Annotated in this window: 10 protein-coding genes; 8 read left to right on the forward strand and 2 right to left on the reverse strand. The window is 63.8% G+C overall.

Features of this window, described 5'->3' with window-relative positions; translation table 11 throughout:
- The first annotated feature begins 181 nt into the window (after positions 1 to 181).
- From BMW75_RS03460 to BMW75_RS03480, 6 genes are all read left to right on the forward strand, one after another.
- A complete protein-coding gene (locus BMW75_RS03460; protein WP_092577316.1) occupies positions 182 to 2,194 on the forward strand; it encodes an FUSC family protein in 2,013 nt (670 codons plus the stop codon).
- Positions 2,184 to 2,378 carry a DUF1656 domain-containing protein gene (locus tag BMW75_RS03465; protein ID WP_092576796.1) on the forward strand — a complete coding sequence of 65 codons (195 nt, stop codon included), beginning with the start codon at positions 2,184 to 2,186 and terminating at the stop codon, positions 2,376 to 2,378. Before BMW75_RS03460 ends, BMW75_RS03465 begins: the two co-directional genes overlap by 11 nt.
- Positions 2,371 to 3,300, forward strand: a complete 930-nt coding sequence (locus BMW75_RS03470; RefSeq protein WP_092576799.1) for an efflux RND transporter periplasmic adaptor subunit — start codon at positions 2,371 to 2,373, stop codon at positions 3,298 to 3,300. Before BMW75_RS03465 ends, BMW75_RS03470 begins: the two co-directional genes overlap by 8 nt.
- A 10-nt stretch (positions 3,301 to 3,310) precedes the next feature.
- On the forward strand, positions 3,311 to 4,795 hold the full coding sequence (locus tag BMW75_RS03475; RefSeq protein ID WP_092576802.1) for an efflux transporter outer membrane subunit: 1,485 nt from the start codon (positions 3,311 to 3,313) through the stop codon (positions 4,793 to 4,795).
- A 164-nt stretch (positions 4,796 to 4,959) separates the two neighbouring features.
- Positions 4,960 to 5,094, forward strand: coding sequence for a hypothetical protein (locus BMW75_RS29840; protein WP_256381712.1), 135 nt, complete (start codon positions 4,960 to 4,962; stop codon positions 5,092 to 5,094).
- A gap of 78 nt (positions 5,095 to 5,172) precedes the next feature.
- A complete protein-coding gene (locus tag BMW75_RS03480) occupies positions 5,173 to 5,532 on the forward strand; it encodes a Rap1a/Tai family immunity protein (RefSeq protein ID WP_092576804.1) in 360 nt (119 codons plus the stop codon).
- A gap of 101 nt (positions 5,533 to 5,633) precedes the next feature.
- Here the strand turns inward: BMW75_RS03480 and BMW75_RS03485 are convergent, their stop codons facing one another.
- Positions 5,634 to 6,497, reverse strand: a complete 864-nt coding sequence (locus BMW75_RS03485; RefSeq protein WP_092577319.1) for a class I SAM-dependent methyltransferase — start codon at positions 6,495 to 6,497, stop codon at positions 5,634 to 5,636.
- A gap of 95 nt (positions 6,498 to 6,592) precedes the next feature.
- On the reverse strand, positions 6,593 to 7,486 hold the full coding sequence (locus BMW75_RS03490) for an NAD(P)/FAD-dependent oxidoreductase (RefSeq protein WP_092576807.1): 894 nt from the start codon (positions 7,484 to 7,486) through the stop codon (positions 6,593 to 6,595).
- 201 nt (positions 7,487 to 7,687) lie between these two features.
- Between BMW75_RS03490 and BMW75_RS03495 the strand changes: the two genes are divergently transcribed.
- A complete protein-coding gene (locus tag BMW75_RS03495; RefSeq protein WP_092576809.1) occupies positions 7,688 to 8,353 on the forward strand; it encodes a TetR/AcrR family transcriptional regulator in 666 nt (221 codons plus the stop codon).
- 782 nt (positions 8,354 to 9,135) lie between these two features.
- Complete coding sequence (locus tag BMW75_RS03500) at positions 9,136 to 12,054, forward strand: YARHG domain-containing protein (protein ID WP_175493087.1); 2,919 nt, start codon at positions 9,136 to 9,138, stop codon at positions 12,052 to 12,054.
- Positions 12,055 to 12,588: the final 534 nt, after the last annotated feature.

Below are 12,588 nucleotides of genomic sequence, written 5' to 3' on the forward strand. Positions count from 1 at the left end.
CGGAATGATTGCGCCTGCCTACAGTGATGCCTGTTGATCACTGCAGAAGGGCTGCATCGTGCATTCCGCGAACGTGCCTGACGCGCATCCAGGCGTCTCTCCACGGCCGTCCCGGTTCTGGGAAGGGTTGGCGCGTGGACTTCCTTATCTCGATCTGACGACGCCCCGCGCGACCTATGTGATGCGTTCGATCCTGGCCGCTTGCCTGGCCTTGGCGGCGGCCTATCTGCTGGACCTGCACGCGCCCTACGCGGCGGCTTCCAGCGTGCTGCTCGTCATCAACCCTGTTCAGGGCGGCGTGATCGGCAAAGGGGTGTGGCGGGTGCTGGGTACGCTGGTCGGCATGCTGGCGGCCTGCGTGCTGATGAGCGCCTTTGGCCAGATGCCCTGGCTGTTCTTGCTTGGCTTTGGCGCGTGGCTGGGGGTGTGCGTGGTGGGTATGACCCTGCTGCGTCATTTCCGGGCGTATGGCGCCGCGCTGGCGGGCTATACCGTGGGCCTGGCTGCCTACGGCGCCATGCAGCATCCGGAACGCACCTTCGACCAGGTGATGGGGCGCGGCGCGTCCGTACTGCTCGGCGTGGTCTGCCTGGCGCTGGTATCGGCCCTGTTCAGCAGCCGCAGCGTGCACAGCCGTCTGGCCTCGCTCCTCGACCGCCTGGCGACCGCCACGGCAGGCGTGCTGGCGACGCATCACCAGGCCATTCAAGGCAGCGCCGAACCGGGCGCCAAGCCCCTGGATGCCGGAAGGCGCTCGCTCATCGCCGAGGTGTATGGCGTGGACGATCTGCTGGCGCTGGGCAAGGCCGAGTCCGCCGACCTGGCCCATCGTGCCGGCACGGTGCGGCACACGATGGTGTCGCTGTTTTCCGCCCTGGTGGGCGGCACGCCGCCCTTGCGCGAACACAGCGCCGGCTTGGCTGTGCTGCGCGCGTTGCAGCCGGACTGGGAACAGGCATGGCGGGAAGTCGGGCAGACGCTTGAGCAGGAACCCGGCCCGGCCGGAAGGGCGCGCGCCATCCGGCTTCTGACCGACCTGCGCGCCCGGTTGGTGGACGCGCTCACCGCAACCTCGCTGGACGACGCCTCCGAGCAGGCCGCGCTGATGATCGCAGGCGATCGCTTGATCGAGCAGCTTGACGATTACCTGCAAGCGCTCGAAGGCATCGAACGTTTCCACCAACCCAGGCCGACGGCCGCACGCGTGTCCGTGCCGTTCCACCGCGACACGATGGCGGCCCTGCAGAATGGCGTGCGCGCCCTGTTGACCGTGGTGATGGGCGGCGCCTTCTGGATCGCCACCGGCTGGACAGAAGGCAACATGATGCTGGCCGGACTGGCGGCCGCATGCACGCTGCTGTCCACGGCGCCCAATCCCACAATGGGTGCCGTCGAATTCATCAAGGGCACGGCGGCGGCCGTTGCGATGGCCTTTCTGTGCACCTTCATCGTGCTGCCGCACATCTCGGGCCTGCCGCTGCTGCTGGTGATCCTGAGCCTGTTCTGGCTGCCCGGTGTGTATGCCACCACGCTGCCGCGTCATGCGCTGGCCGGCGTGGCCTATCTGGTGGCGTTCACGTCACTGGCGGCGGCGGACAACCCCATGCGCTACGACTTTGCCGTGTTCCTCAATGGCGCCGTGGCCTGGATCCTGGCGACGTGTTTCACGCTGCTGGGCTTCAGGATCGTGCTGCCGCGCAACGGGGCGCGTGACGTTGCGCGCTTGCGCCAGCGCATCCGCGACGAGGCGCTGGGCACCTTGCGCGGCGAGCCGGCCGATGCGCCGGCCTGGCAATGGCGCCAGCAACACCGCATCGCGCAACTGGGCGCCTTGCTCAGGACGCAGCCGCAGGCGATGGATCGCGCCATCGCGCAGGCGCTGACCAGCCTGCATCTGGGCCGGGAAGTCCTGCGTTTGCGACGCTGGCTGCGCCAGGCGCCCCAGGACGTCGCGTGGCCGCGCGTGGTGGCGCGCCCGTTGCGCTTTATGGGCCAGCGGGCCGGTGACCCCGCGCGGGCCGCACGCCATGCCCGCCGCGCGGCGGCCTCGTTGGCGCGCTTGCCGGCGCGGTCCAGCGCCGCGACGGATGACGTGCGGCGCGTGACGATCGTGCTGCTCGACATCGCCGCGCTGCTGGAACGCCATGCCAACGGCGTTCCACACCCCTTTGGAGGCCATGCCCATGCTCAGTGAGTTCTCGTTGGCCGGCATCTACCTGCCGCCGTTCTTTGTCTACGCCTGCGTGACCCTGCCGATCTATCTGGGCCTTCGCTTCGTGCTGGTGCGCAGCGGCGTGCTGCGCTGGGTATGGCATCCGGGCCTGTTCGAGTTCGCCATTTCTCTTTGCCTTGTTTCCCTGTTGGTGCTTTATGTCTGAACGTTCAATTTCCGCCAAGCGCCTGCTGCGGGCGGGACTTACCCTCGCGGTGGTCGTCGCCGCCGGGTTTCTGGTCAGCGCGTTGTGGCGCGCCTACGTCATCGCACCCTGGACCCGCGACGGACGTGTCAGCGCGCAGATCGTGCGCATCGCGCCCGAGGTGTCAGGCACCGTCGCCGAGGTCTCGGTCGCGGACGATCAATACGTCAAACAGGGCGCGGTGCTCTATCGCATCGACAACGCCAGCTTTGCGCTGGCATTGGACCAGGCCGAGGCGCAGTTGGCGGCGGCCGAGGTCTCCTTGCGTCAGAAGAGCGAGGAGGCGCGGCGACGCCGCGGCATGGAAAGCCTGGTGCCCGCCGAGGACATCCAGCGGGCGACTCAGGCCGAGGCCATCGCGCGGGCCGAACTGCGCGGCGCGCGGGTCGCCGTGGACAGGGCGAAGCTGGATCTGGCGCGTACCGAACTTCGTGCGCCGACCGATGGCTACGTCACGCGCCTGCGGTTGAACAAGGGCGACTACGCCGTGGCGGGCCAGCCCAACCTCGCCCTGATCGATGCCCACAGTTTTTGGATCACCGGATATTTCGAGGAAACCAAACTGCGCGGCATCCAGCCCGGCGCGGCGGCGCGGATCCGCCTGATGGGATTCGACCAGGTCCTGCCGGGGCGAGTGGCCAGCATCGGGCGGGGCATCACCGACAGCAACCAGCAGGCCGATGCGCAGGGCCTGCCAAGCGTGGAACCCAGCTTCAGTTGGGTCCGGCTGGCGCAGCGTATTCCCGTGCGCGTGGAGTTCGAGCATGTCCCGCATGATGTCGTGCTGGCCGCCGGCATGACGGGCAGCATCGAGGTCACGCCCTCGGCGGGCACGCCGGTGCCCCAGGGCCGGCTGATCTCGCTGCTGCACCGCTGGATGTGAGGACAAGGCCATGCACGCACCCATCCCCCGCACGCAGCCACGCCTCCGCCGGGCACTGCTGGCCTCGCTGCTGGCCGTCCTGACCGGCTGCACCACCGTGGGCCCGGACTACCACGCGCCGACGCTGGACGTGCCCACGCACTGGATCGAGGCCGACGCCGCCCTATCCGATGGCGACGACGATGGCCTGCGCACCTGGTGGCGCGCCTTCCAGGATCCCTTACTCGACCGCCTGGTCGATCAGACCCTGGCGCACAACCTGGACCTGGCCATCGCGTTGGCGCGGCTGCGCCAGGCACGCGCCGAGCGCGTGCAGATCGCCTCGGCCGCCATGCCCGAAGTCTCGGTCGGCGCAGCCGGCGAGGCCGTACGTGGCAGCAAGGCACTCAGCTCCCAGCCCGGCGGACAGGCGCGAACCTGGCATCTTGGGTTCGATGCCAGTTGGGAGCTGGACCTGTTCGGCGGCACGCGCCGCGCGGTCGAGGCTGCCGACGCCGGCATCCAGGCGCTGGCCGATGACCATCGCGCGCTGCAAGTGAGTCTGGTGGCCGAACTGGTATCCGATTACGCCGGGCTGCGCGCCGCGCAACTGCGCCTGGCCATCACGCAGGACAACATTCGCTCGCTGACCGAAGCCGAGCGCCTGGCGGAACAGGCGCACCGCAGCGGCCTGGGCACGCTGGCCGACGTCACCCAGGCCCGCGCCGAGCGCCAAATGGCCCAGGCGCAGCCGCCCTTGCTGGAAGCGGACATCGCCCGCTTCAGCCATGCCATCGGCGTGCTGGCGGGCGGGTTTCCGGGCGACTGGCACACCGCCCTCGCAACGCCCGCACCGGCTTTACCCATGCCGGTCGACTTTCCGCTGTCACTGCCTTCGGACGTCATTCGCCAACGCCCCGACCTGCGCGCGGACGAACGACGCCTGGCCGCCGCCACCGCGCAGATCGGCGTCGCACAGGCCGAACGCTTCCCGACGTTCCGCATTCCCTTGGGGCTCGGCACCACCGCCAGCGTCATCCACGACCTGTTCTCGGGCGCCAGCCTGGCGTGGTCGGCGGCCATGCAGGGTAGCCAGTCCCTCTACGACGGCGGCCGCGCGCAAGCGGGCGTGACCGCGGCCCAGGCCAACGCCAACGCGGTGCGGCGCATCTACGAGCGCGACGTGCGATTGGCGCTGCGCGACGTGGAAGACGCCTTGACGGCATGGACCAGCGAACGCCAACGGCAAGCCGCGCTACAGAACGCCGTGGCCGACAGCCAACAGGCCCTGCAACAGGCCTCCCAACTCTACGCGCGAGGGTTGAGCGCCTACCTGCCGGTGCTGGTGGCGCAGCGCAGCCTGAACCAGGCACGCGATGCGCTGGCCTTCAGCCAACTGGCGCAGCTGCAAGGAGGCATTGCCTTGTACAAGGCGGTAGGGGCGGGATGGTCGGGCACGGCATTGGTATCGGAATCCGACCAACGGGCCGCCAGAGAAACAGCGGCGACGCAGTGATGCTTTGAGGCAGCGCATCAGATGAACAGGGGAACGGCTTGCGCCCAAGGAAACGACACGTCGTTGCGCCAAGGAACTAACGCTTCGCATCCCTGGAGAGTTGGCCTGACGTCCCTCATTTGGTACAAGAAAAGTTGGTCAGAATCCGAGACTCGATAGCTGCCATGTCCGAACCCTATCCGGCCTTACTCAAACTCCACACCTCCCGCGAGAATCTTGCCAGATGGCGCGGCACCGACGGGCAGTGGTATCTCTCCGAAGGCGTATTCCTGGCGTCCGATCAGCTCGACCATTGTTGAGACAACGCAGGCATCCTGCAGGGACAACACAACGCACACGACAACGCCACCAGGCGGACCAAAAGGATAACGTTGCCAATGAGACTACTAGCACTGGTCAGCGTGCTGTCCGCCTGCGCGGTGTGCCAGGCGCAGGCAGAAAGGACCTGGCACTTTACCGGCGCCGAGCTTGCCACGGCCCTTGAAGGCCGGATGCCATCGGAACTTCGCGATGCATCGCTTCGCCAGCAATTCTCTTCCTCCTACGCGCAGGCCTACATCGTCGGCATCGCCGACCAGACACAAGGCACGGTCTGGTGCACCTCGACCGGCGTCCTTCCCCACGAATTGAAGGACAGGGTGTACAGCTACTTGTCCACGCTGCCAGCCAACCGTCTCGAGGAAAATGCCGGCCCGCTGGTCAGCGAGGCACTCCATCAGTCTTTCGCTTGCCGATAGGATCATCTTGGCCAACGCAGCACAGACCCGGCGCCACTCAAGGTGAGCCCGCCCCGAGGCACGGGAATTACCGGTTCTGGCGCACCAGTCCACGTCAACTGTCAACTTACTGGATTGCGTGCCGTGACGATCCACGCCGCCCCGCTAATCGTCACCGACCGCTCGCCGGCGAGCTCAGCAAAGGCGGCACGAACTGCGGCCGAGGCGCGCGCGCGGATGTCGTCGGGCTGGTCAGCGAGTGCGCTCGACAACGGGCCGACCTCGAGTGTCATTTTCACCGCGTCATCGACCGCAGCGTCCCGCGTCCCGCCCTCACCGAACGGGACGGCAGCGTCGAAGGGGACAATAGCAATATCTGTAAAGCCGGCCGATGACAGAATTTGCGCCACGCGCGCCGGGTCGCCGAACGAAAATGGGCCGGGCGCTTCAGAATCGGGCAGCGAGTTCGGCGGGACGATACCCTTGAGCGCGCCCATTGGCAGGCGCACCCAATCGTTCTCCGCCGCGGCGCGCCAGCAGACGAAAGCGACTCTTCCACCGGGCCGGAGCGCGCGTCGCATGTGGGTGAACGCCGCTATTGGATCGTCGAAAAACATTACGCCGAAACGCGAGAAAAGGATGTCGAACGCGCCCTCGGGCAGCTCTGCGCGGCTGGCGTCTGCCACCTGAAACAGGACCCGCGTTTCCTGGTGCGCAAGCGAGCGCGCGTGGCCGATCAGCGGTTCGGATATGTCCACGCCCAGCACTTGGCCCCCTGCGCCGACACGGGCTGCGAGAGCCAGGCTAGACGCGCCCGCGCCGCAGCCGATGTCCAGCGCGCGCTCACCCGTCGCGGGCGCGGCGGCTTCTAGCGCAGCCTGGCCGAACACCGCCACCATCGCGTCGAGCCGGGCCTGGTTGGCGACCCAGCGCTCCCCGCTTTTACCACTCCAGTCACCGATCTGATCGGCACGTTGCTCGGCCATGTCGTCTCCTTGACGCGTCGCTAAGTCCTTCTTCGCGCCGATCCACGCCCACCTTTCGAAGGCGACGACGCAACGGAAGAAGGGAATCCCTAAACTCAAACCACCATTGACTGCTGTGCGAAGATTCCGGCCATCGCGCCTTGCCATGATGCCGTGCTCACTGAATGCATGGCAGGGTTGGCAAGGTCGCCCGCGGCGTAGATGCCAGGCGTGCTGGTCTGGCGGCGCTCGTCGACCATGAGGGCGACCCCTTGGGGCGTATCGACCGTGGCGAGGCCCAGCGACTCATGCAAGCGTGCAGAAGGCTTGTTGCGCGGATGGGCGAACAGGATGTCGACTGCGACAGGAGGGCCTGCATCGAGCTTCATGGTGACGTTATGGCTGTCGTGATGGTTGAGCTCGGTGATCAGACCATCAACGACCTGGACGCCGCGGCGCGCGAGATCGGCCCGGGCGTCGGGCGGGATGTCGTGACCATGCGCGAAGACCGTCAGCGTGTCGGTCCAGTCCTGGTACAGCCTGACGTAGTTGTGCGACGGCGGGCCGGACCAGACGAGACCCCAATGCCGCCCTGAGACTTCGAAGCCGTCGCAATATGGGCAGGGAACGATGGACGTGCCCCAGCCCTCGGCAAACCCCGGGATGCCAAGCATCTGGTCCGCCACGCCATAGCTCAGGATCAGGCGGCGCGCTCCAAGGCTTTCGCCATCGCCAGTCAAGACAGAGAAATCGTCCAAGGCGCCGGAAATGCGATCAGCCCTTGCATTGACCAGCCTGACTGAGGGATAGCGCGCAAGCTGCTCCCGCGCCTCGGTCAGGATGTCCAGCGGTGCCTTGTGATCGTGACCGAGCAGGCCATGTGAATGGTCGGCGAAGCGATTGCGCGGCAGGCCAGTGTCGAGAACGGTGACCTTTCGGCGGGCGCGGCCGAGTTGCAGTGCCGCGGCGAGGCCGGCAAAGCTGCCGCCGATGATGATGACGTCATTCATGGTATTGGGATCCGTGTTCTCTATGGCAGGGATTGGGGGCTGCGCTTGGCGGTGAGCCGTGAGTGCGCGAGGCGGTGCCGGAAAGCGCAGCTACCGTGTTGAAGCCTATTCACCGGCGTGCAAATTTCAGATACCATGAAGTATCCTAAATTGTAATTTACGATACTGTCAAGTACTGGAATACCTGTGGCGGAAAAAAAAATGCAGGGCCGGCGCGGCCGGCCCGCCAACGAGGCGCTGGGCCAAACGATAGTGGACGCGGCCACGCAACTGTTTGTGGAACTGGGTTTTCAAGCAACGACCATGGACAAGGTCGCCCAGCGAGCGAAGATATCCAAGCTCAGCATCTATCGTCATTTCGAGAATAAGGAGGCGCTATTCAGCGCGGCCATCGCGGCGCACTGCAACCAATTTGCACCTCAGGCGCTCATTAAAGGCGTCGAGGGTTCAGCGCAGGATCAGCTCGTGGCGGTGGGCTCTTTCCTGCTTCGCACGCTTTTGAGCCCGGAAGTCCGCAATGTCGAAGCCATGATCGTGGCCGACAAGACGAATCAAAGGTCGTTGAGCAAGCTGCATTACGAGGCCGGCCCCGCCTACGTCATAGCTCAGATCGAGGACCTGTTGCGTCAGTTGCACGCGAGCGAGGCTCTGAGCGTGCCGGATCCTCGTGGATCCGCGCGCTTGTTTGCCGCGCTCATCAAAGGTTCCGACCTGCTGACAATTGTTCGCTTCGATGAGGCCAAGGCAGAAGACGACCACGAAATCGAATCCTATTGCCGGTCGGCTGTGGCAATGTTCATCGCAGCGCATGGCGGAAACCGCGATGTAAGCGCTGCGTCGCACATTAAGTCCGGCTCAACGCGTTGATGGCGGCTTTCGACCCAGCCGCGCCACCAGCATAGAAAAGGGCCGCTTTTTGTGCGGCCCTTTTTACGACGGTGAAAGCTAGGACAAATGGCGCAGATCTTGGGATATAGAGGCCCTTCGCGCTCGACCGACTTTATGTCGAGCGACCGACTTTATTTCCTGTTTTCAATACTGAAAACTGGAAATAAAGTCGGTCGCAAACGACCCGCGTAACCGATTGATTTTGAAAGACATCCAGGATTAGAAAACATGGGGCAAAGTCGGTCGCACCCTGGACCTCGGGCCTTCAACCCAAAAAAATTGAACAAAAGTCGGTCGCAACGTCCCTGCCTCCCGGGTTCAATCTGACCGAGTTGCGAATGGAAATGTCGTACCGCTTCTTGGCGCATGCAGGCCGGCGATACCTAGCGCCGTCATGGTGGCCGCTTTCGGCCAGAAGCGATCGTCCCAACCACAAGGAGGAATGTCCGGTTCAGGCTGGATCCAGACATTCAATTTAGACGACTGGGATCTTTTGAATCACCGCAACCGGTCGTTCACCATGCCGGAACTCAAGTGACCGTTCGAATACCTTCAACGGTCATCGGAAAACCGCTGTCAAACCAGTATCCTGCAACTTTCCATGCTGGAAATGCTTGATTGGATTCCACCAGGGATTCTTTAATGACGACACGGCCGGGCGAGGTCATCCTCAAAATTGGGGATGGTGTCATGCTTATTCTGCAGATAATGTGCCGCTAAAGCCGAACTGGCTACTGCGGGGGCGATCTATGGTCAGGCACGTGTTGCATCTCGGCGGCAGGCGCATGCGATCGACAGCAGTAGCCGTAGCAATCAGCGTCGCTGTGCAAAGCGCCCTCGCGTTCTCGCTCGACACGCATCTCTATATCGCCACCAACGTACTGGACGATGCGCTCACCGGTTCGATATCCGTGTGTGCAGGCGAAGCACTTGAGTCGGCAAAACCTGGAGGTCGCTGCGCCAGGCGCTATCCGATCCCAGCAGCAACGCTCGCAGCGCTAAAAGGCAATCCAAGCGCCTACCTAGCCGGTTCCCTTGGTCCGGATGTGTTTCCCGATTTCATAACCTCACAGGTGACAGTGCATCCGGGCCTGGAGCACGGTTGGGGCACCGACGACTTCCTGAGGCACCTGTCGGCTAAGGCAGAGGGCGCCGCCGAACTAGCCTGGGTCAGCGGATTCCTGTCACATGCCAGTTCGGATGTTTTCGCCCATTCTTGGGTCAACCACTACGCTGGCGGCATCTTCGACATCTCGAAGCATATTGGGAGCAACGAGATCGAAGTACGGCACTTCGTGCTGGAGCGCTATATCGCTGACCGGACGCCGCGCATCTGGTCCAAGCACGCCGCGACACCTGAAGCGCCGCACGAATTCGTTGCCGACCAGTTGATGCTGGCTAACCCGGTATCCGCCCAGTTCAAGAAGGCCGGATCGGTAACCGGGCATGTGGTCGCCATCGAAGTGCTGCACGAGAACGTACAGAAGCTCTACGAGGACGCGCTGTCAATCTCGAAGACCATCAATGACATCGGCGCGAAGAAGCTCCAGCCCTTGGAGACGGCCAAGATGCAACTGAAGCTGGCTGAGGAAGGGCTGAAGCGGGCGGGCAAGGGCCTGGAGGATGCCGAGAACGCGTTGAAGAAGCGTGATGAATTGATCGCGGCTGCCGAGAAGGCGCTTCTGGATGTCGCCAGGTTCATCGACGAGAACCAGGGGCTGATCACTGGTTGGCGGCAGCAGATGGAGGTGGCGAAGCTCCAACTCGATGGGCTGGAGAGCGGCCTGGAGGGCTTGCGCGACGCGGCCAGGGTTGCTGGTGAAGTCCTCAAGGAGGCCGAGAAGGCCCCGAAGGCCATCAAGCAGTATTCATGCTGGCAGGAGACCATTTTTGGCTGGCTCGGGGATTGGGTGAAGACCACCTGCGAACTCAACCCGGCCTATGCCAGTGCCGAGGCATCCCTGAAGACTGCGAAGGAGCTATTCGCCGCGAAAGAGAAAGCGCTCAACGAGGCGCTGAACGGTATCGCCAGTCTCAAGAAATTGCGCGAAGACCTGGGCCGCAAGGTGGCTGAGGCGGAGAAGGCCATTGCCGACGCCAAGATCGCACAACAGACGGTCGGGGTGCAGTTGGAGATCCATCGCGCGCAACGCAAGCTGGAGGCTGACGGCGTCAAGGCCGCGCGCAAGGGCGTGGAAGAAGCGACAAAGGTAGCGCAACAGGCCCAGCAATTTCTCGACAAGCTCAACAAGGACCTGGCGCCCATCATTGACTTGCTGGCGCGCTACAACCCCATCGTGCTGTTTCTGCAGCACTGGGCGGCCGATATCCGGCGGGCGTCCATCGCCTTCTCCGGCGCCAGTCAGGAACTTGCGGTGAACATCCTGGAGAAGAAGGGCGGCAACGCGCTCGAACCCTACATCAAGTGGTATCAGTGCTGGAGTCCCGTCCTCGGTGCAGTGCCGAGCGAAGTGCCGCAGACTATCTGCACCGCGAAAGACATCTACACGGATCTGCACGACAAGCTGACCTCGGAGACCAACAAGGTCGTGGACAGCCTGGGATCGCTCGGCTGGCTAATCGCGCCGAATGTCAAGGTGCAGCAGGAGTTCGAGAAGAAGGTCAAGAAGCCACTGGAGAAGGAAGTCAAGAAGGCGGTAGGTCACGTGGCCGGCGAGGTCGTGACCTTCCTAGCGAACCGCGAGCTTGCCAATCTGATTGAACTGATCGGTAGCAAGGATCGCATCTCGGACGCGCGCCTCAATGGCATCTACGCGACCGACGACAGCAAATCGCGCCTTCTGGAAATGGGAGACGTTGCGGTCCTGGTACGTCGGGACGCCGGTCTGGCCAGCGAGAACGACAACGTATCGGAAGACCGTTTCCCGGCCCTCTACAACGCTATCGTGCTGTCGAAGCTGGCGCTGCTGGGCGCTGACGCATTGAACGCGGTGTACAACGATCTGGCGCTGGAGGCGAACCCGCAGGAAACACCTCGCAAAATCTTCGCTGCAACGGCCGGTCAACCCTTCAACATCCTGCTGCGCGCGGTATCGTCGATTGACGGCAATCAGCAGTGGCAGGCCATCGGGTTGCCCTACCCTGTGTCGTCCGGCAAGGCGAAAGGCTGGCCAAAGCAAAGCCGCTACGGAAGAGCTGGCTCAGGCGGTTCTCATTCCGGCTTCTTGCTCTGGGGTGATCCGCGCGCGCGGGGAGTGGTCTTCAAGCAAATCTTCAGGGGCCCGCTCAATCCTGGCCTGGAGTCACATCCGGCGATGGTGGCCAACTATGCGTTCCCGTCATGCGAGCGCAATCCGTTTCCTTCGACCACGCGGCCGGACGGTTCCAGGGCGGACGATGACTACACCTGCCGAGTGATGTCGGGTGGTCAAGAGAACCGGGGTGACTACCCAGCGCTGTCGGAGCGTGTCGTTAAGGCGCGTGAGCTTGCGCAACTCAGCCTGTGGGAGCTGCGAGTCGCGCGCAACGAGATCTTCGCCCGGCACGGCTACCGGTTTGGGCCGGATGAACTGGAGCGGCATTTCTTGGCTCAGACCTGGTATCGGGCCAGCGATGTTCCGCCGCAAGAAATTGGAAAAGCTCTGACAGCGACGGAATGGCACAACATCGCGCGCATCGTGCGGCGCGAAGAGCAATTGCGCCGGGCTGGCGTTCGTTAGCGGCGTGGCGCCTAAGCGGGTGATGTCATACCGCGCAGAGGCGAACGGCGGCTTTACGGTAACGAGATCAACTTAGTCGACGTCTCCCGTAGGTCGAAGTCGCCAGTCCAGGTGACACTGAAGCGGTTGGTCCAACTGATCAAGTTATGACGCGGAGGTCATATGACAGCAGTACTAAGCGGTGCTGCCGCTCGGATCACTACGCGTCGCCGAACTGAACATCCGCTTCGTGGCAATCAGCATGAACCAACCCGCAGTGCCCACAGGCGGATGTTGTTGCGAAGCAGCCATCGGGCTTTTCACATCGAACTTCCGCTTTGGGTCGAAAGCGGCCAGTCGTCGATGACCGCTATCCCCAAGTGCACTCAGACGCGCAGGTCCGAACTCCGGCCGTACAGAGCCTGGTGCGCCCCGAGCTAATCGGTGCACCAAAAAGAGGGCCGCTCTGCGGCCCCCTCCCACGCCTTAACAACCGATGAATCCACCTTCGCAACACAATCGGTGACGATATGGCGCGTTCGACTCGCGACCGAC

Source organism: Achromobacter sp. NFACC18-2 (assembly GCF_900108985.1).
Classification (GTDB): domain Bacteria; phylum Pseudomonadota; class Gammaproteobacteria; order Burkholderiales; family Burkholderiaceae_B; genus Achromobacter.

Bases quoted from the DNA above. Each gene is read 5' to 3' on its own strand.
- BMW75_RS03460 (WP_092577316.1), top strand. From the start codon at position 182: ATGCGTTCGATCCTGGCCGCTTGCCTGGCCTTGGCGGCGGCCTATCTG.
- BMW75_RS03465 (WP_092576796.1), top strand. From the start codon at position 2,184: ATGCTCAGTGAGTTCTCGTTGGCCGGCATCTACCTGCCGCCGTTCTTT.
- BMW75_RS03470 (WP_092576799.1), top strand. From the start codon at position 2,371: ATGTCTGAACGTTCAATTTCCGCCAAGCGCCTGCTGCGGGCGGGACTT.
- BMW75_RS03475 (WP_092576802.1), top strand. From the start codon at position 3,311: ATGCACGCACCCATCCCCCGCACGCAGCCACGCCTCCGCCGGGCACTG.
- BMW75_RS29840 (WP_256381712.1), top strand. From the start codon at position 4,960: ATGTCCGAACCCTATCCGGCCTTACTCAAACTCCACACCTCCCGCGAG.
- BMW75_RS03480 (WP_092576804.1), top strand. From the start codon at position 5,173: ATGAGACTACTAGCACTGGTCAGCGTGCTGTCCGCCTGCGCGGTGTGC.
- BMW75_RS03485 (WP_092577319.1), bottom strand. From the start codon at position 6,497: ATGGCCGAGCAACGTGCCGATCAGATCGGTGACTGGAGTGGTAAAAGC.
- BMW75_RS03490 (WP_092576807.1), bottom strand. From the start codon at position 7,486: ATGAATGACGTCATCATCATCGGCGGCAGCTTTGCCGGCCTCGCCGCG.
- BMW75_RS03495 (WP_092576809.1), top strand. From the start codon at position 7,688: ATGCAGGGCCGGCGCGGCCGGCCCGCCAACGAGGCGCTGGGCCAAACG.